Source organism: Rhodococcus maanshanensis NBRC 100610 (assembly GCF_001894865.1).
Classification (GTDB): Bacteria; Actinomycetota; Actinomycetes; order Mycobacteriales; family Mycobacteriaceae; genus Rhodococcus_G; species Rhodococcus_G maanshanensis.
In genome coordinates this window covers 12512-31569 of record NZ_BCXA01000045.1, presented here as the reverse complement: position 1 = coordinate 31569, position 19058 = coordinate 12512, and the positions used below count along the sequence as shown (strand labels likewise).

Annotated in this window: 16 protein-coding genes, 1 tRNA gene and 1 pseudogene; 6 read left to right on the top strand and 12 right to left on the bottom strand. The window is 68.7% G+C overall.

Going from position 1 to position 19058, the window contains the following annotated elements:
- Nucleotides 1-14: 14 nt before the first annotated feature.
- Together RM1_RS27210 and RM1_RS20500 are read right to left on the bottom strand one after the other, a co-directional pair.
- Nucleotides 15-770, bottom strand: a complete 756-nt coding sequence (locus RM1_RS27210; protein WP_369693548.1) for a phosphoketolase family protein — start codon at nt 768-770, stop codon at nt 15-17.
- A pseudogene (locus RM1_RS20500) lies at nt 762-2427 on the bottom strand (phosphoketolase family protein); the annotation flags it as partial. The gene RM1_RS27210 and the pseudogene RM1_RS20500, both read right to left, overlap by 9 nt.
- Nucleotides 2428-2563: 136 nt before the next feature.
- Here RM1_RS20500 and RM1_RS20495 point away from each other — a divergent pair.
- A tRNA-Arg gene (locus RM1_RS20495) sits at nt 2564-2639 on the top strand.
- Between the two features lie 125 nt (nt 2640-2764).
- Here the strand turns inward: RM1_RS20495 and RM1_RS20490 are convergent.
- The 4 genes from RM1_RS20490 to RM1_RS20475 all read right to left on the bottom strand — a co-directional run bounded on the left by RM1_RS20490 (nt 2765) and on the right by RM1_RS20475 (nt 6381).
- Nucleotides 2765-3133, bottom strand: a complete 369-nt coding sequence (locus RM1_RS20490; RefSeq protein ID WP_072753544.1) for a nuclear transport factor 2 family protein — start codon at nt 3131-3133, stop codon at nt 2765-2767.
- Between the two features lie 147 nt (nt 3134-3280).
- A complete protein-coding gene (locus tag RM1_RS20485; protein ID WP_072753543.1) occupies nt 3281-4120 on the bottom strand; it encodes an SDR family NAD(P)-dependent oxidoreductase in 840 nt (279 codons plus the stop codon).
- A gap of 91 nt (nt 4121-4211) precedes the next feature.
- Nucleotides 4212-5246, bottom strand: a complete 1035-nt coding sequence (locus RM1_RS20480; protein WP_083576869.1) for a TIGR03617 family F420-dependent LLM class oxidoreductase — start codon at nt 5244-5246, stop codon at nt 4212-4214.
- A 7-nt stretch (nt 5247-5253) separates the two neighbouring features.
- The gene (locus RM1_RS20475) at nt 5254-6381 is read right to left on the bottom strand and encodes a 3'(2'),5'-bisphosphate nucleotidase CysQ (protein WP_072753542.1); all 1128 of its coding nucleotides are present in this window, start codon (nt 6379-6381) and stop codon (nt 5254-5256) included.
- Between the two features lie 91 nt (nt 6382-6472).
- On the opposite strand from RM1_RS20475, the gene RM1_RS20470 reads away from it, so the two are divergent.
- A complete protein-coding gene (locus RM1_RS20470) occupies nt 6473-7663 on the top strand; it encodes an RNA-guided endonuclease InsQ/TnpB family protein (RefSeq protein ID WP_245816516.1) in 1191 nt (396 codons plus the stop codon).
- Here RM1_RS20470 and cysN read toward each other — a convergent pair.
- The 3 genes from cysN to RM1_RS20455 form a co-directional block, all read right to left on the bottom strand.
- Nucleotides 7660-9522: a sulfate adenylyltransferase subunit CysN gene (gene cysN, locus RM1_RS20465; protein WP_083576868.1), complete on the bottom strand. Its 1863-nt coding sequence runs from the start codon at nt 9520-9522 to the stop codon at nt 7660-7662. The genes RM1_RS20470 and cysN overlap by 4 nt on opposite strands.
- A complete protein-coding gene (gene cysD, locus RM1_RS20460; RefSeq protein ID WP_072753567.1) occupies nt 9522-10448 on the bottom strand; it encodes a sulfate adenylyltransferase subunit CysD in 927 nt (308 codons plus the stop codon). The genes cysN and cysD overlap by 1 nt, the downstream gene beginning before the upstream one ends.
- Before the next feature lie 95 nt (nt 10449-10543).
- Nucleotides 10544-11515: an IclR family transcriptional regulator gene (locus RM1_RS20455; protein WP_072753540.1), complete on the bottom strand. Its 972-nt coding sequence runs from the start codon at nt 11513-11515 to the stop codon at nt 10544-10546.
- A gap of 91 nt (nt 11516-11606) precedes the next feature.
- On the opposite strand from RM1_RS20455, the gene RM1_RS20450 reads away from it, so the two are divergent.
- The 3 genes from RM1_RS20450 to RM1_RS20440 are packed head-to-tail and all read left to right on the top strand — an operon-like array spanning nt 11607 to nt 14745.
- Nucleotides 11607-12773: a hypothetical protein gene (locus tag RM1_RS20450; protein ID WP_072753539.1), complete on the top strand. Its 1167-nt coding sequence runs from the start codon at nt 11607-11609 to the stop codon at nt 12771-12773.
- Between the two features lie 7 nt (nt 12774-12780).
- Complete coding sequence (locus RM1_RS20445; protein WP_072753538.1) at nt 12781-13563, top strand: SDR family oxidoreductase; 783 nt, start codon at nt 12781-12783, stop codon at nt 13561-13563.
- A gap of 45 nt (nt 13564-13608) precedes the next feature.
- Entirely contained in the window at nt 13609-14745 is a 1137-nt protein-coding gene (locus tag RM1_RS20440; protein WP_072753537.1) for a sulfotransferase family protein, read from the top strand.
- A 65-nt stretch (nt 14746-14810) separates the two neighbouring features.
- Here the strand turns inward: RM1_RS20440 and RM1_RS20435 are convergent, their stop codons facing one another.
- Complete coding sequence (locus RM1_RS20435) at nt 14811-15302, bottom strand: MarR family winged helix-turn-helix transcriptional regulator (protein ID WP_083576867.1); 492 nt, start codon at nt 15300-15302, stop codon at nt 14811-14813.
- A 108-nt stretch (nt 15303-15410) separates the two neighbouring features.
- On the opposite strand from RM1_RS20435, the gene RM1_RS20430 reads away from it, so the two are divergent.
- Nucleotides 15411-15761 carry a rhodanese-like domain-containing protein gene (locus RM1_RS20430; protein WP_072753536.1) on the top strand — a complete coding sequence of 117 codons (351 nt, stop codon included), beginning with the start codon at nt 15411-15413 and terminating at the stop codon, nt 15759-15761.
- Nucleotides 15762-15785: 24 nt separating this feature from the next.
- Here the strand turns inward: RM1_RS20430 and RM1_RS20425 are convergent, their stop codons facing one another.
- Nucleotides 15786-16334, bottom strand: coding sequence for an arsenate reductase/protein-tyrosine-phosphatase family protein (locus tag RM1_RS20425; RefSeq protein WP_072753535.1), 549 nt, complete (start codon nt 16332-16334; stop codon nt 15786-15788).
- A gap of 144 nt (nt 16335-16478) precedes the next feature.
- Nucleotides 16479-18575 carry a membrane dipeptidase gene (locus RM1_RS20420; protein ID WP_072753534.1) on the bottom strand — a complete coding sequence of 699 codons (2097 nt, stop codon included), beginning with the start codon at nt 18573-18575 and terminating at the stop codon, nt 16479-16481.
- Between the last annotated feature and the right edge of the window lie 483 nt (nt 18576-19058).

Below are 19058 nucleotides of genomic sequence, written 5' to 3'. Positions count from 1 at the left end.
CCGACCGCCCACGGTCAACGCGCCGTTGGCTCGGCGGGGGCGGTCGACCCCCACGTCCAGTCGCGCACCTCCGGCATGTCCTCGAGGTGCGCGACGACGTGGTCGCGGTGCCGCTCGAGCTGATCCCGGCAGTACCGCGCCAGCTCGTCGCCCCGTTGGGGCACCCGGCGGGCGCGGCGCAGCGCCTCGAGCACCAGGTCGTATCGGCTCATCCGGTTGAGCACCACCATGTCGAACGGTGTTGTCGTCGTGCCCTGCTCGTTGAACCCCCGAACGTGGAAACGGTCCGCGTTCGGTCGGCCGTGCAGCAGTTGGTGGACCGCGCGTGAGTACCCGTGGAAGGCGAACACCACGTCGGTGTCCTCGGTGAACAGCTCGGTGAAGCTCGCGTCCGCAAACCCGTGCGGATGCACGCCCTGGGGCATCAGCGCCATGAGGTCGACGACATTGACCACCCGCACCCGCAGGTAGGGCACCCAGACGCGCAACAGTTCGGCTGCGGCCAGGATCTCCTGGGTCGGCACGTCCCCTGCCGCCGCCAGCACGACATCCGGCTCGTCCGGACGGACGGCCCCGTCATCCTCGGTCCCCGCCCACTGCCACACCGAGGCGCCTGCGGCGCAATGCCGGTCGGCCTCCTCGAGACTCAGGTACTGCAGGTGCGGCTGCTTGTCGACGACGATCAGGTTGACGTGGTCGGTGCTGCGCAGGCAGTGGTCGGCGATCGAGAGCAGCGTGTTCGAGTCCGGCGGCAACCAGATCCGGACCACCTCGGGGGACAACGGGATGGCCGCGTCGATCATGCCAGGGCCCTGGTGACTGAAACCGTTGTGGTCGTTGCGCCAGCAGGTGCTCGTGAGGAGCACGTTCAACGAGGAGACCGGCTCCCGCCACGGCAGTGTCCGCGCGTGTTGGAGCCACTTGGCATGCTGGATCAGCATCGAGACACTGACCATCGCGAACGCCTCGTAGCTCGCGAACATCCCGTGCCCGCCCGCGAGCAGGTATCCCTCCAGCCACCCCTCGCACAGGTGCTCGCTGAGGACCTCCATCACCCGGCCGTCGGGCCCGAGCGTCGTCGTATTCGGTGACGGGCAGTTGCCAGCAGCGGTCCGTCGTCTCGAACACCGCTCCGAGGCGGTTGCTGGCGGTCTCGTCGGGGCAGAACAGCCGGAAGTCGCCACCGCCGTCGGGCCGGGTGCCCTCGGCGTAGATGTCGCGCAGCAGCTCGCCGAGCACCCGGGTGGTCTCGTGGAAGGTCGTCCCCGGCGCGGGCACGTCGAGGGCGTACCGCTCGAGCGGCGGGACCGGCAGCGCCCTGCGCAGCCGCCCGCCGTTCGCGTACGGGGTGGACCCCATCCGCTTGTCTCCCGTCGGCGCGAGAGCCGCGAGTTCGGCTGCCAGCGTGCCGTTCTCGTCGAAGAGCTGATCCGGCCGGTAGGACCGCATCCATCGCTCGAGCTGGGCGAGATGGTCCGGATTGGCGCGTACGGCCGACAACGGCACCTGGTGGGCCCGGTGCGTGCCCTCGACCAGCGCACCGTCGACCGTGTGCGGACCCGTCCAGCCCTTCGGGGTGCGCAGCACGATCGCAGGCCACCGCGGCGGGTCCGCTGCGGTGCCGGCGCGGGCTCCCCGTTGGATCGCGGTGATCGCCTCATACGCCTGATCCACCGCTGCCGACAGCGCACGAAACACGAGTCTCGGGTCATCGCCCTCGACGAGTACGGGCGCCCACCCCTGCCCGGAGAGGTAGGCGGCGACGTCGGTGTCGGCGCTGCGCCCGAGGACCGTCGGCCCGGCGATCTTCGCGCCGTTCAGGTGCAGGATCGGCAACACCGCACCGTCGCGGCGCGCGTTGAGGAAGGCGGGCAGCTTCCAGGAGGCGGACATCGGGCCCGTTTCGGCCTCCCCGTCGCCGATCACGCACGCGACCAGCAGATCGGGCCGGTCGAACGCGGCTCCTGCGGCGTGCGCGAGCGCGTAGCCGAGTTCGCCGCCCTCGTGGATGCTGCCCGGGGTCTGCACGCTCACGTGGCTCGGCACCCCGCCCGGCGCCGAGAACTGCCGACACAGCCGTTCGATCCCGGCCGCATCCGCGCCGACCTGGGGATAGATCTGCGAGTAGGTGCCCTCGAGGTAGGTCGCCGCCACCAGCGCCGGGCCACCGTGCCCCGGACCGGTGACGTACAGCCAGTCCGCGTCGGTGCGGCGGATGTGCCGGTTGAGCACGGCGTAGATCGCGGACAGTCCGGGACTGGTCCCCCAGTGTCCGAGCAGCCTCGGCTTGATGTGTTCGGCGCGCAGCGGCTCTCGCAGCAATGCGTTGTCCCGCAGGTAGATCTGGGCGACCGTCAGATAGTTGGCGGCGGCCCACCAGCGCAGGTCCAGGTCGAGTTCGGCATCGGGATAATACTGATCGGCCATCGACGAGCCCTTCGGTATTCGTAGCGGACACCGGGTGCGTACCAGGCACTTTACCCATTCGGGGGGTCCGAATATGGATCCGGCCAATCGTGGGTTACGCTAACCCCGCCCAATGGCACGCCGGAAGTATCGGCGGGCCCCCGTAGCTCAGGGGATAGAGCGTTCGCCTCCGGAGCGAAAGGCCGCAGGTTCGAATCCTGCCGGGGGCACCACCATCACCATCGATGGATCGGTGCAGTTCTCAGCCGCGATCAGCGGAATTTCCTCACACTGTGTGACGCAAAAGCGCGGAAACCGCCATTGCGCCCACGGAATGTGAGCGCAGTGGCGGTTCCGGTCAGCTGCCGAGCGCGGTCAGCGGCGCCATGTCGAAGTAGTCCCGCCAGGCCACGATCTTGCCGTCCGATGCGATCTCGAAGACACCGACCACCGGCAGGTCGATCTGCTTGCCGTTCATGGCGAAGACGTCGGTGCGCTCGTTCATCACGATCGAGCCGTTGGCCACCTGGTGGTGCACGTTGAACGCGATGCCGCCGGACGATCCGATGAAGCTCGTGATGAAGTCCTTGATCGCGGGCTTCCCGACGACCGGTTCCATCGGGATGTTGTGGTAGACGGCATCTTCCGCGAAGAACTCGACGATCGCATCGGGATCGCCCTGCGCCCAGAGCGCGCAGAACTCGGTGACGACGGACTCCGGATTCACTGGTTCCCCTTCGGTTGTGGTGTTCGTGTGCGGAAACCTTCTCACGCGGCACTTCCAGGAACTCCCCATACCGCCGGACCTCCGCGTCCAGCGCCGCCGTCTCCTGCGCCGACAACGCGGCTGCGGGCGACCGGAACCGTGGCGCGGTCAGTCGCCGAACTGCACCACGGGAGTGACCCGTCCCAGGATCATGTCGGTGCGGGGCTGCAGCGCCGGGTCGAGGGCCTCGGGCTGGGGCACCACCCAGTACCGCCCCTCGGCGATCTGGGCGAACACCCGCTCCGCGTGCTCGTCCGGGGTGAGTCCGTGCTCGTCCGCGTCGTTCTGGAGCCACTGCTGGAATCCCTGCACCTCGGGTGGGGTGTCAGCACCGGGGCGCGCGGCCCGGAAGATGTCGCTCTTGACGTGCCCCGGCGTCACCACGGACACCCGGATCTGCGCCTTCTTCATCTGCATCTCGTAGTGCAGGCTCTCGGTGAGCGCCAGGACGCCGAACTTGGTGACGCTGTAAGGGGCCATGAGCGGGCTGGGCAGCAGACCCCCGACCGAGGACACGTTGACCACCCACGCCGGGGTCCCGGCATCGAGCATCCTCGGCACGAAGGCGCGCAGGCCGTTGACGTACCCGCCGATGTTGACCCGGAGCATGGCGTCCCAGCGCTCCGCCGGAATCTCCCAGGAGTACCCGAACGCCATGATCCCGGCGTTGTTGACCAGCATGTCCACCCCGCCGAATCGCCTGCAGGCCCGTTCTGCCAGCGCCTCGACTGCGGCCGGGTCGGAGACGTCGGTCACCACGGCCTCCGCCTCGGCGCCCTGCTCGGTGATCTCAGCTCGCAGCGACTCGGTCCGCTCCGCGTCGACATCGGCCAGCACGACCCGCATGCCGAGGCCTGCGGCGTGCCGCGCGAGGCCCGCACCGATTCCGCTCGAGGCCCCGGTGATGACCACCACCTTGCCTTTGAACAGCTGTCGAGCCGATTCCATGATTGTCTCCGTCCTGAGTTCGTTTGTCCCCGAGGCTAGGCCGGACCGAAGCGCCCGAGGCACCGTCGGCCCGATGGGCGGAACACTCGCCTCAGTCCAGTTCGCGCAGTCGCCGCACCACGTCCGCCATCGCGCGGTCGCGCGCCGGATCCGCCGGCAGCGGCAGGGTGACCGCGTCGGCCAGCCCGCCGATCCGGTCGTGGATCAGCTTCGGCAACTCCGCGTAGCGTGCCGACGGCAACATCGCGTCGAGCACCTCGTCGGTGACCAGTTCCGGTAGCCGGTCCCAGTCGTTCGCCCTGACCATCCGTGCCAACGGTTCGCGCAGATCGCCGAGGCCGCAGTGTTCGAGCTCGCGGCGGTACTCCGGGGTCGAGTACAGGAAGGCGAACTGACGCCGGTGCCGCTCACGCTCGGCATCGAGGTCGGCCTCCGTCTCGCCGGTGATCACCTGGAATCCCGCGACCAGTTCGCAGTCGGCGGGGTTCCTGCCCGCGACCGCCGCGCCCGCCGCCAGCGCCGGGCGGACGTCCTGCTGCAGGAACCACGGGCTCGAGCCGGTGGGGTGCGTGATCAGGCCGTCCGCCACCTCCCCCGCCACGGTGCACATCCGGCGGCCGACCCCGCCCAGGTAGATCGGTGGGCTCGGCGCCTCGGCGTCGGTCGCGTCGTACGGATTGAAGTACGGCTGCATCCGGGTGAAGCCGTAGTGCTCGCCCTCGAAGGGCGTCAGCTTCCCGGTCCGGAACGTCTCGAACGCCGCCCGGACCACGTGGACGTACTCCGCCATCCGCGCCGCAGGCTCCGCCCACGGCATCGCGTACCGCTGCTCGATGTTCTGCCTGATCTGGCTGCCGAGCCCGAGGTGGAACCGGCCGCCGGACATCCGCGCCAGGTCCCACGCCGTGTACGCGGTGAGCAGCGGGCTACGGACGAAGGCCAGCGCGACCGATGTCCGCACCACGATCCGAGAGGTGCTCTGCAACGCGATCAGCGCGAGCAGGAACGGATCGTGCACCGTCTCCGAGACGTGCATGCCGTCGTAACCCGCGGCCTCGACGCGCCGGGCATACGCCGCGACGTCGCCGAGCCCCATCCGCGGATCCGCCCCGGTGAAGACCTTCACGCCGCCGTCACCCGGCCGCTGCGTGCGGCTCGATGATCGCCAGGATCGACTCGATCTCCCCGCCCGGCACCGCGAAGTGCTCGGTGATCGCGACGCTGATGACGTGCTCGCCCGCGCCCATGTCGAGCAGGAACCGCGCGACCACGTTCGGACCCCACTCCCGGAACTCGAGATCCCGGATCCCGGTGATCGGCTTGTACTGCTCGCCGTGCTCCAACTCGGCGATGATCTCCGGCCCGGAATCGCCAGTCCGCTGACCGTTCTCGACCCGGAAGCAGTCCGCCGACAGCCGTACCTTGCTCGCGTCGTGGGTGACCAGGCTGCTGAGATACTCGCGCGCCATCGCCACCCGTGGGCTGTCGGCGGGCGCGCCGGTCAGCTCGGCGATCCCGTCGAGCAGCGGCCGGGCCAGTTCTGGCCTGCAGATGACGAGGTCAGGCAGGTAGGGGTGCGCCTCGTTGTAGATCAGCGGTGTCCCGTCGATCCGCGAGCAGTGCAGGCCCGCGGCCTGTGCCACCCCGACGGGCGCCGCCGAATCCCACTCCCACTGGCCGCCGGCGTGCAGGTAGGCGTCGGCCTCGCCGCGCAGCACCGCCATCGCCTTGGCGCCGGCCGAGCCCATCGGCGCGACATCGGCGCCGATCCGCTCGGCCAGCGCCCCGATGAACTCGGGTGGGCGACTGTCGCTGACCAGGATTCGCGGGCGCTCCCGCCCGGCCGGATCCACCGGTCGGGCCGACCCGCTCACATAGACCTCGCCAAGCGCGGGCTGGGCGACGGCTGCCGCCGTGATCCCCACGCCGCGTTCCCACAGCGCGATGTGCACCGCCCAGTCCGGACGTCCCGGCAGCCCGTACTCCCGCGAGCCGTCCAGCGGGTCGATGATCCACACCCGCGGATTGTCGAGGCGGGCACGGTCGTCCGCGGACTCCTCGGACAGCACGGCGTCGGCGGGACGCCGTTCCCCGAGCAGCCCAAGCAGCAGCGTGTTCGCCTCCTTGTCGCCCCTGCGGCCGAGCTCGCGCGCCTGCGCCTTCTCGAGCGGGGTCTCCCCCAGCTCGCGGTTCCTGAGTTCCAGGAGGAGTTCGCCTGCGCGGGTGGCCAGTTCACGCGCGAGTGCGGCATCGGTCGTCATAGGTAGTTCGGCGCGGATACTCACTCGTTCACGAGAGAGAGAAGAAGCGCCGCCCTCCTTCCTGTCGGTGGTGTCGATTAGGTTGCCTGGTGTGGAGGAAACGGTGCGGTACACGTTTCGGCTGCGGCCCGGCGCGCTGGCGGAGCGTGCCCTGACCGCGGAGTGGCATCGGTGCCGATTCCTGTGGAATGAGGCCGTCCACCAGCAGAAGTCGGGAAGCCGGCTGGCATTCGGGAAGCTGAGCAAGCTCCTCACCGAAGTCCGCGGCCGCGACGCGTGGCTGCGGGACGGATCTCAGGTCGCGCAGCAGCAGACGCTGCGCACATACGCGCAGGCTCTCGAGCACTCCTTCACGTTGAAGGATCGAGGCCGGCCGACGTTCAAACCCCGCAAGAAGGCGTTGCCGAGTGTGGAGTTCACGCGGCGCGGGTTTCGGATCCGCAACGGTCGCCTGCTGCTGCCAAAGGGGATCAGCGTGCCGGTGGTGTGGTCTCGGGAGTTGCCTTCCGACCCGACTAGTGTCCGCATAACCCGGGATGCGCTCGGGCATTGGTATGCCTCGTTCGTTGTCCGCCGCGAGGTACCGCCGGCCGCGGACGCTAATGGTGTCATCGGCATCGACTGGGGCGTTAGGTGCACCGCCACCACGACGAGCAGCGAGTTCGACTTGCCATATCGGGGGCATCGGAAGCGGTGCGCCGCCGAACTTGCGCGGGAGCAACGGAAGGTGATGCGCCGACACCGCAAGGGTCGAAGCCAGTCGAACGGCTACCAGCGGGCCAGGCGCACGGCTGCGAAGCTGCACAAGAAGGCGGCCCGACAAACCCAGTACGACTCCCGCGTGTGGGCGAAACAGGTTGTCGACTCTCACGCGATGATCGCAATCGAAGACTTCAAGCCGGCGTTCCTGTCGCGGTTGACGATGGCACGCAAGGCTGCGGACGCCGCAATCGGTGCGGCGAAACGGGAACTGATCGAGCGCGGCATGCGGGCTGGCCGGAAGGTGGTGTTGGTACGGCCCGCCTACACAACGATGACGTGTTCGAGGTGCTTCGCGAGAGCCAAGCAGCCCCTCGAACTCGCGCAGCGAACCTTCCGATGCACGGCCTGCGGTTACACCGAAGGGCGCGATCGGAACGCTGCCAGGGTGATCCTGGCTGTGGCAGAACGCGGCCACACAAGTGCTGACGACGTCAGACAATCTGATCACCTCCCTTCGGGTGGATGGTCCGGTTGCGGTCCGAGCTTGAAATCTCCTGCCTTAAGGCAAGGGAGGCGTTAAAGGTTGAGATACTCCATGATCGTGGCGGCCTGGGCGACGGGATCGCCGTCCTCGGGGCGCAGCACCAGTTCTGCGTTTGTCGGGGCCTCGTACGGATCGTCGACGCCGGTGAAGCCGGTGATCTCCCCGGCCCGCGCCTTGGCGTACATGCCCTTCGGGTCGCGCGCCTCGCACACCTCCACGGGGGTGTCGATGAACACCTCGACGAACGGCAGGCCTGCAGCGAGGTGCTGGGCCCGCACCCGGTCCCGGTCCTCCCGGTAGGGACTGATCAGCGAGGCGACAGCGACCATCCCCGCATCGGCGAGCAACTGGGCGACCTCGCCGACGCGCCGGACGTTCTCGGCCCGGTCCGCGGCGCCGAACCCCAGATCGGAGTTCAGCCCGTGCCGCAGATTGTCCCCGTCGAGCCGGTAGGCGGGCACCCCGGAGGCCACCAGCCTGCGCTCGAGTTCGACGGCGACCGTGGACTTCCCGGACGCGGACAGCCCGGTCAGCCACACCGTCGCACCCTTGGTGGCGCGCTCGGCCCTGGAGACCGACGCGGCGTGCCAGACGACCTTCGACTCCTTGAGCGTCGGCCCGAGGATCATGCCTGCCGCGACGGTGTTCCCGGTCGACTCGTCCACCAGGATGAAGCTGCCGGTCACCCGACTGCGACGGTACGGGTCGAACAGCAGCGGCTGCTGGGTCTTGAGCTGGATCCGGCCGATCTCGTTGAGCGACAACGACTGCGCGGATTCGTCCCGGTGCAGGGTGTTGACATCGAGCCGGTAGTCGAGCCGGACCACCTGCGCCTTGGTGGACTTGGTGGTGTGCAGCAGGGTGTACCGGGTGTTCTCGGAGAGCGAGGACTGTTCGGTGAGCCAACAGACCATCGCGTCGATCTCCTGGCCGACCTGCGGGCGGTTGTTCGGCCGGCAGAGCACGTCACCGCGGCTGACGTCCAGGTTGTCGGCGAGCGAGATGGTCACCGCGGACGGCGCGAATGCCTCCTCGATCACCGTGCCGCCGGGGCCGAAGATGGCCTCGACCGTGGAGGTGAAACCCGACGGCAGCACGACGACCTCGTCGCCGGGCTTGAAGACGCCGCTGGCGACGGTGCCGGCGTAGCCGCGGAAATCGTGCAGCTCGGCGTCGGTCTGGCGCTGTGGCCGGATCACGTACTGCACAGGGAACCGCGCGTCGATGAGGTTGCGGTCCGAGGCGATGTGCACGTCCTCGAGGTGGTGCAGCAGCGACGAGCCCTCGTACCAGGGCATGTTCTCGGTCCGGGTGACGATGTTGTCGCCCTTGAGCGCGGAGACCGGGATGAACGTCAGGTCGTGCACGTCGAGCTTGATCGCGAACTGCCGGAACTCCTCCTTGATCTCCTCGAAGCGCTCCTGCGACCAGTCCACCAGGTCCATCTTGTTCACGCACAGCACCAGGTGCGGGATCCCGAGCAGGGTGGACAGGAAGGCATGCCTGCGGGTCTGCTCCAGCACGCCCTTGCGCGCGTCGACCAGGATCAGCGCGAGGTCCGCGGTGGAGGCCCCGGTGACCATGTTGCGGGTGTACTGCTCGTGACCTGGGGTGTCGGCGATGATGAACTTGCGGTGCGGGGTGGCGAAGTACCGGTGCGCGACATCGATGGTGATGCCCTGCTCCCGCTCGGCGCGCAGCCCGTCGGTGAGCAACGCGAGGTTCGCGTACTCGTCGCCGCGTTCGCGGCTGCTGCGCTCGACCGCCTCGAGCTGATCCTCGAAGATCGACTTGGAGTCGTAGAGCAGCCGCCCGATCAGCGTCGACTTCCCGTCGTCGACGCTGCCCGCGGTGGCGACGCGGAGCAGCTGCAGGGCGTGGTGGGACTGCGACATCAGAAGTACCCCTCCTTCTTGCGATCTTCCATCCCGGCCTCGGAGATCCGGTCGTCGGCGCGGGTGGCCCCGCGCTCGGTGATGCGACTGGCCGCCACCTCGGTGACGACCTCGGCCGCGGTGGCCGCCGAGGACTCCACGCAGCCGGTGCAGGTGGCGTCGCCGACGGTCCGGAACCGGACGAGCTCCTCGTACGGCTCCTCGCCCGGGAGCAAAGTCAGGAACCTGGTGTGCGCCAGCAACATCCCATCGCGCGGCACCACCCGGCGGCGGTGTGCGTAATAGATGGCGGGGAGCTCGATCTCCTCCTCGAGGATGTACTGCCAGATGTCGAGTTCGGTCCAGTTCGACAGCGGGAACACCCGGATGTGCTCGCCCTTGCGGTGCCTGCCGTTGTAGAGGTTCCACAGCTCGGGTCGTTGCGCGCGCGGATCCCACTGCCCGAACTCGTCGCGGAAGCTGAACACCCGCTCCTTCGCGCGAGCCTTCTCCTCGTCGCGACGGGCCCCACCGAAGACGGCATCGAACTCGTTGTCGCGGATGCCACGCAACAGCGCGGCGGTCTGCAGCCGGTTGCGGCTGGCCCGCGGCCCCTGCTCCTCGGCGACGCGGCCCGCGTCGATGTCGTCCTGCACCCGCGCGACCACGAGACGGAGGCCGAACTCCTCGACCACGCGGTCCCGGAACTCGATCACCTCGTCGAAGTTGTGGCCGGTGTCGACGTGCATCACCGCGAACGGCAGCGGCGCGGGCCAGAACGCCTTGGCGGCGACGTGCAGCATCACCACCGAGTCCTTGCCGCCGGAGAACAGCAGGACGGGGCGCTCGAAGGTGGCGGCCACCTCGCGGAAGATGTGCACCGCTTCCGCCTCGAGCGCGCCCAGATGGGACAGCTCGTAGGCGGGTGGGGCATGTCGGGTTGTCATGTGCGGCTCCTCGACTGATCGGGGTCCGAGCCATCGGTACATTTTTGTACCGGGGCGGTTCGAATTTGAAGTCTGAGCCGACAATAGAACGCGTTCTAGGTCGGGTCAATCCCTCCACCGATCGACGACGAACCCGGATCGCCGCGTCGGTCCGGCCACCGCCCGCCCACCTCCGCCGTCACCGCGTCGGCCGCAGCCGCGAGGGCCTTCCCGCGCCGTTCGACCTCGGCGCCGCTGATCGACGAGCCCACGTCCAGGGTCAGGACCAGCGACTGATGCCCGTCGGCGTCGTAGGCGGGCGCGGCGATCAGGCTCACCGGATACTCGGCGTCGGCGGCCAGCTCACGCCCCAGATACACCCGCTCCCCCAGGCTCGAGACCATCTCGCCGAGCAGTTCGCGGATCTCGGACGGCAGGTCGTGCCCGGCGACGCCCTGCATGAGCGAGAAGAGCCTGCGCCCCATCGGGGTCAACCGCTCGACGAGATAGCCCGCGTCCCGGCAGTCCTCGACGACCTCGCGCAACAGGTCGCGGTCGAGCACCACCGGCAGCGTCGGTTCGCGACGCAGCCACGCCTCCAGGTCGTGGTCGGCGCTCCACAGCACGTACATGAGCCCAACCGGGGGCGCGAACGGGTACGCCTGACCCACCTTGACGGCGGTCCGCCCGCCCTTCATGCCGGAAGGGGTGGCCACCTCGAGGATCATGATTCGGTCGCCCACCACCGCGGACGCCGTGCACACCGACCCGAACTCGGCGGCGAGCCGGTCGAGGTGGGTGCGCGCGATCGGGCCGACCGCGAAGCCACGCTGCGCCGCCCGCCCTGCCGCGATCAGTGCGGGCCCGAGCCCGTAGGTCTTCGACGCCGGATCACGGGTGAGATACCCGCCGGCGACCAGCGCGGAGAGGATCCCGAGGCAGGTCGGCTTGCTGATCGAGAGCGCGCGGGCCAGCTCGGACAGGCCGAACCGCTGATCCTGGCGGGCCACCAGGTAGTCGAGCACCTGCACCACCCGCTCGGTCGGGGGCGATCGGCGCCCGGCGACGGTGTCCTGCTCTTCAGCCATTGACCACTCCTTAGAACACGTTCTATTGTCGGACCATCACCGGTCTACCACCTAGGTACATATTTGTACCACTTGAACGCGAGGAGCGGGAGTGCTGACAGAACCCCTGGCCGAGGCCATCGCCGAGGCCGAGAAGCTGGTCGAGGCCGCCCCACACATCCGGTCCGAACAGGACCTGCTCGAGGGCTACCAGTACCTCGCGGGCGGCATCCTGGCCACCGTGCACGCCGCATGGGCCACCGAGAAGACGCACCCCACCTTCATTCAGGGCACCGGCCCGTACATGAAGATGGGCCTCGACAACCCGGACACCCTCTACTTCGGCGCCCGGATCAACGGCGACGCGGAATACGTCGTCACCGGCAAGCGCGGGACCACAGCCGATCTGAGCTTCCAGGTGCTCAGCGGCAACTACACCAACTCCAACGTGCCGGGCAGCGTGACCGCCTTCGACGACCGCGAGCTCCACATCGAGGAGGACGGTTCGTTCGTGGCCACCTTCGGGCCCGGCCCGGCGGACGGCCGCATCAACCACTTCACCCTCGCGCCGGACTCCTCTCAGCTGGTCGTCCGCGAGGTCTACAGCGACTGGAGCCAGCAGCGCGGCACCATCCGGATCGACCGCGTGGACCGGATCGGGGTGCCCGGCGACGCCCTCACCCGAGAGGAGACCGCGAAGCGCTTCACCAGGGCGGGCAAGGCCCTGGTCAGCCGGGTCAAGACGTGGCTGCAGTTCCCCGAGTGGTTCTACCTCAAGCTCCCCGTGAACACGATGACCGAGCCGCGACTGACCCCGGGCGGCCTGGCCACCCAGTACTCGTCCGTCGGCCACTACGAGCTCGCCGACGACCAGGCGATGATCATCACCGTCCCGAAATCCGATGCGCCGTACCAGGGTTTCCAGCTCGGCAGCCTCTGGTACATCTCGCTGGACTACACCGGACACCAGACGTCGCTGAACAACGGCCAGGCCCAGGTCGATCCCGACGGCATGATCCGGATGGTGGTCAGCGAGCGCAATCCCGGCGTCACGAACTGGATCGAGACGGTCGGACACCCCCGCGGGTACCTGCAGTTCCGCTGGCAGCGCACCTCCAGGGAGTACACGCCTGCCGACGGGCCGACGGTCGAGGTGGTGAGCCTGGACGAGGTCGCGTCGAAGCTGCCGTTCCACGAACAGAACAAGATCACGCCGGAGGACTGGACCGCCCGCATCGCGGCGCGCCAGGCCGCCGTCGCCAACCGGATGCTGGGGTAGTACGACCATGACAAATCTCTTGCAGGACAAAGTCGTTGTGATCTCGGGTGTCGGACCCGCGCTCGGCCGGACCCTCGCGCTGCAGGCCGCAGCCGCCGGGGCCGACCTGGTACTGGCCGCCCGCACCCAGTCCCGGCTCGACGAGGTGGCCAAGGAGGTCACCGACCTCGGCAGGCGCGCGGTGACGGTGTCCACCGACATCACCGACCAGGCCTCGGCCGAGAACCTGGTCGCCGCCAGCGTCGAGGCCTACGGCCGGGTGGACGTCCTGGTGAACAACGCGTTCTCGATCCCGTCGATGAAGCCGCTCGCGCGCACCGACTACCAGCACATCCGCGACAGCATCGAGCTGACCGTGCTCGGGGCGCTGCGGCTGACGCAGCTGTTCACCCCCGCCCTCGAGGAGAGCAAGGGCGCGGTGGTGAACATCAACTCGATGGTGCTGCGCCACTCGCAGGAGCGCTACGGCAGCTACAAGATGGCCAAGGCCGCCCTCCTGGCGATGTCGCAGTCGCTCGCCACCGAGCTGGGCCCCAAGGGAATCCGGATCAACTCGGTCGCGCCCGGCTACATCTGGGGCGACACCCTCAAGCAGTACTTCGAGCACCAGGCGAAGAAGTTCGGGATCACCGTCGAGCAGATCTACGAGCACACCGCGGCGGCCACCGACCTCAAGAGGCTGCCGGAGACGGAGGAGATCGCCGACGCGGTGATCTTCCTGGCCTCCTCGATGGCCAGCGCCATCACCGGCCAGTGCCTCGACGTCAACTGCGGCGAGTTCCACCACTAGGAGCGCAGCCCGCGGAACGACCGGACAACACAGAGAAGGCACCACATGACTGAACGCACCACCGTCGGCACCGTCGAGGACCTGCACGCCTCCGCCACCCGGATGACCGGCATGACCGACTTCGGCACCGATGACTACACCGAGGCGCTCGGCGTCCTGCTCGACTCCTACGCAGGCGACGAGGACCTGACGCCGTTCGGCAGCAAGATCTCTCGGGTCTTCCTGCGCGGCGCCCTGGTCGCGCGACTGCTCAGCGAGGCAGCGTGGAAGCAGCACCCCGAGCATGCCGACGTGCCGATCGAGCGGCCGATCTTCGTGACCGGACTGCCCAGGACCGGCACCACCGCGCTGCACCGGCTGCTCACCGTCGATCCCGCCCACCAGGGCCTGGAGATGTGGCTGACCGAGATGCCGCAGCCACGACCGCCGCGCGAGAGCTGGGAGTCGAACCCGGTCTTCCAGGGCATCGAGGCCCAGTTCAGCAAGCACCACATCGAGCACCCCGAGTTCATGGGCGTGCACTACATGTCGGCGGGCGAGGTCGAGGAGTGCTGGCAGCTGCTGCGCCAGACCTTCAAGTCGGTGTCCTACGAGTGCCTGGCCAACCTGCCGACCTACTCGAAGTGGCTCGAGGGGCAGGACTGGACCAATGCCTATGCGCGACACAAGAAGAACCTGCAGCTGATCGGCCTTCCGGATCAGGACCGCCGGTGGGTGCTGAAGAACCCGAGCCACCTGTTCGCGCTCGACGAACTGCTCACGGTGTACCCGGACGCGCTCATCATCCAGACCCACCGCCCGCCGACCACGATCATCCCGTCCGTGTGCAGCCTGGCCGAGCAGGCCACCGACGGCTGGTCGAACAAGTTCAAGGGCGAGGTGATCGGGCGCAGCCAGCTCGAGCTGTGGGCACGCGGCCTCGAGCAGTTCAACGCCGCACGGGCCAAACACGATCCGGCCCAGTTCATCGACGTCGAATACCAGGACTTCGTCGCCGATCCGCTCGGCACCGTTGAGGGGATCTACTCCCGCTTCGACATCCCGCTGACCACGCAGGCACAGCAGGCCATGGAGGCGATGCACGAGGAGAGCCGGTCCGGTGACCGGCGGCCCGCACACAAGTACACCCTCGAGGAGTTCGGGCTCACCGCCGCCGAGGTCGAGGAGCGCTTCGGCGCCTGACCCGGAGTGACGGTCGCGGCGTCCACCGGTGACGCCGCGACCGCCGGCTCGGCCCTCGCCGACGGTCAGGCCGGACGGATCCCCGCTCGGTCGCCGCTGTCGTCGGCCGGCTCGAGCACCCTCTGCAACGCCGCCGTGATCGCGGTGAGCTCCTCGTCGGCCAGCCGGTCCGCGAAGCGCTCCGCGATGCCGCGCAGGTAGATCGGCGCTGCCTCACGGTATCGGCGCCTGCCCGCATCGGTGATCGTGACGAAGGCCGACCGGCGATCGTCGGGGTTCGCGCCCCGCTGCACGAGCCCATGGGTCTCCATCTCGGCGACCAGGCGACTGACCCGGGTGCGGCTGAGCACCACACGCTCCCCGAGGTCGCTCATGCGCAGCGGGGTGTCGCCCGCTCCCGAGAGTTCGAGCAGCACGTCGTACCAGGCCAGCGGCAGGCCCGTCGTGCGCTTCAGGTCACCGTCGAGCTCGGGAACCAGCTGCGCATGGACCTGCAGGAGCGCGCCCCACGCGCTCGTCTCCAGGTGACGTCTCCTGGAACTCCGTGTCGCTGCCACCGGGGCAGTCTAACCGGATCCACCCCATCAGTTGCGTGCGTACGCACATTGATATTAAATGTGCGTACGCACGCACATGAGTGCGGCGACCCGATGGAAGGTGACACGATGACCGAGCTGATCACGCGCGACGAACTGGCCGCCGCGCTCCGCACCGACTCCGTGGTGCTCCTCGACACGCTCCCCGCCGATTACTACGACAAGGCACACATCCGCGGCGCACTGAACCTCGTCGAGGCCGACGTGGAATCGATGGCACCGCAAGTCCTTCCGGACCGAGACGCGGCAATCGTGACCTACTGCGCGAACATCTCGTGCCGCAACAGCGAGATCGTGGCCGACCGGCTCCGCGCGCTCGGGTACACGGATGTGCGCAAGTACCGGGAGGGCATCGCGGACTGGGAGTCCGCCGGCCTGCCGATCGACGGCTCGAGCACCAGGGAGCGCGTCACCGGGTGACCAGATGCCAGGCGACCCCGCCCGTCACGCGACCTCGGACCGCCCGCCGGCGTGCAGGGCGGGGATCACCTGCAGCAGTGCCTCCGCGATCTCCTCCCCCACCCGCTCGAACGCTTCGCGGCGCAAACCCACCGGATCGCTGATCGACTCGCCGCCGGGCCGGACGTTGTCGCGACCCGCGGCCATCTCGCGGACGGTCCTGGCCCCGGTCAGCCACACGATGCGGTGCGCCTCCGGCAGCGTGAAGGTCCGAGGCGCGGCCTCAGGCACCAGTCGCACCACCTCGTCGCGCACGGACTCCGACATCGCCAGCACGAGGTCGGCCCGTTCGATCAGCTCGGTCCGCAACCGACGGGCGACGAAGCCCGACGGATCGCCGCCGAGCCCGCGGACCACCTCGGCCGCGACCGGTTCCATCGGGAACCCGACCAGCGCCCTCGTCCCCGCACTCTCCGCGCTGAGCGTCCTCGCACCGGGCGCGGCCGGTCCCAGCTCCGCGGCAATGGCGATCGCGAGGCGCTCGGCCATCGCCGAGCGGCACACGTTGCCGTTGCAGACGAACAAGACGTGCATGGCCGGACTGTATCGACGCCGATCGACCCCCGCGAGCCGGGAACTCGCGTCACGGGGGCAGATCGCCGGATGTTCATCGCACGGACCCGAGGGGTTCATCGCCGTGTTCACTCGCGTGGAGCGAGCAGTCCGCGGTCAGGTCGCCTACTTGGCGACCCGCTCCCACATCTGCAGGTAGGCCTCGGCGCCGCGGCTCATGTCGTCGATGATCTGGTCGCCCTCGTTGCCTGCCGCGTTCCGCATGTCCGCGATCCAGTCCGGAATCAACCCGTAGTGCGCGACGCCGTCCTTGTTCAGATCGAAGACCCGCTCGCCGGTGCGCTGGCGGTCCATCGTCGTGCCGCCGTCGAAGGTCTTGTACGGATACTGCAGCGGCTTGGCGCCGGCGTCCTCGCGGGGCGGGGCCTGCGGCGCGAACCCGCCGGTATCGGCGCCGAAGCCGAATCCGAAGTAGTACTTGTCGCTGCGGTCCGCTCGAGCCTGCCGCCAGGCGTCGATGAAGTTCCCGTGATCATGGCCGTCCTCCGAGTGACCGCCCAGTCCGGACGCGTAGCCGGCGACGAAGCCGCCGAGCGCGTAGATCCGCTTGTGGTTCAGTGGGTCGGTCCAGCTGTGGGTGGAGACCACGCCGGAGTACCTGGCCTCCTCGAGGATGCGCAGGGCGTCCTCGGCGGTCTTGGCGCTCATGTGGTCGATGTCGACGATCATGCCGCGCGCCATCATGCCGCGGACCATGTGCTCGCCCAGCTTCGTCAGGCCACGGGTATTGCACATCGGCCCGGACGGGTAGACCGGCATTGCGCTGCCGGTCGGCAGCGCCGCGAGCACCTCGGCCGAACCCTCGGCGACGGGAATCAGCGGCTGGTCGTGCTCGGGGCCCTTGCACGGCTCGACCTCCCAGAACCTGCCGGTGCCGAGGAAGTTGCCCACGTTGACGGCGACGCCAGTGGTGCCGGCGTCGAACCGCGTGCCGCCGAAGGCGTTGTCGAACTTGTGGGTGACGTACATCTGCCGCACGCCCATCGCGTACACCTCGTCCAGGCCCCGATCGATGTCGGCTTCGTTGCACTGCGGCACGCCGTCGCGCAGCCCGCAGCCGAACGGCTCGGAGGTCTCGATGCCGATCGTCACCGCCAGCTTGCCCTCGCCGATCACCTTGCGAGTGTCCTCGGGGTTGCTGACGATGCGGAACCAGCCGCGGCCGGGGCCGCCGTGCTGGGCGTCGATGTAGTCCTGCATCTCGTGCACCTGCTTGGCCTGCGCCCGGATGGTGTCCATGTCGTTGCAGGAGCGGTTCTTGTACGGGTACAGGTCGCAGAGCACCCGGTTGTTCACCAGCAGGTCGTTGAACATGCGCAGTCCGCCGCGCCAGGCCCTTTCGATCCACTTGTAGTAGGTCTGCTCGTGGGTGAGCGAGTCGTGGGCGGGCCAGTTCGCGAAGGTGGGCCAGCCGGTGGTGTCGCGCCCGTCGAGCGGTGAGCCGCCCGAGAGGATGCTCTCGAGCAGAGCCGACGCCTTGCTGGCGCCTTGGTCGGGGCAGTCGCGGAGCGCGACCGCAACGCCCTGCGGGTCGAAGGGCTTGCCGCAGTGCACCTGACCACCGATGAACAGGTTGGAGTTGAGGTGGACGTGCGCGTCGATGAACCCGCGCACCTCACCGTTCGGGCCGGTGCCGGACAGCGGCGTGCCCGTGGCGTTCACCTCGGCGTCGGGGAAGTCCGCGCAGCCCGAGGTGGGAACGACCAGGAACCGGCCGCCCGGGGGGTTGGTGCCCGGATCGGTCAGCCGCAAGCCGTTGCCGTCGACGGTGAGCTGGCTACCGTCCGAAGTGGCGGTGATCGCGTAGGTGCCGTCGGTGTGCGTCAGCGTCCAGTCGGTGGTCGGCAGCGCGTCGCGGGTCGAGACGATCGCGCGCTTGCCGTCGTGGGCGAGCATGTCGCCGCCCTTGCCGTAGAACATGAACCGACCCAGCTGCGCGGCGTGCATCCGGAATCGCTCGGCCGCGGCAAGGTCGGCGCCGTCCACCCGGTAGCCGCCGCCGTCGCGGCGCACGAACGTGCCGGATTGCTCGGACTTGACCGCGTAGCAGCCGTTCGCCAAACCGAACACCGGGTTGTCGCCGAGCGAGGTCGGCGCGGGGGTGGCCTGCGAGGCCGCGATCCCGGTACCGCCGAGGATCAGTGCCATTGCGGCGCAGAGCGCCTGGGTGAACCGGCGAAGATGCGCGCCGTGTTGTGTCATGAAGTGTGCACTCCCGATCAGCGTGATGTGTGACTTGTGGCGTCTGGCAGACCGTCCCGAACGATCGCCATTGGGTTGACCGAGCAGCGGGTCGATCCACGACCTTCCACGGACATGCAGTTTGCGCCGAACGAACGACCGGATCGCACGCGGGAAATGGCCGCATGCCTATCGAGTTGGCGAGCCGGTGGAATCCGAACTCGAATCTCGAGCCGGACCTCCGCGAAGCCGGTCTCCGATCCGACCGATGTGGACCATCAGTGCCCACTGGCGGCCGCGGTCCCGAGCCGCTCTCTCTGCCTGTGGCGATCCAATTACTGTCCCGAGCGTGGGCGCTCCGGGGTGTGGTCCGCCGGTGCGATGAAACCATAGAGCGCTCCCACTCAGAAGTTAAACACTTCAATCTCGCCAATTGACATGACTTTCGTTGTCAATTGGCGACCCGATGGCGCGGCCCCAACCGGCGACGACCGCCATGCGCTC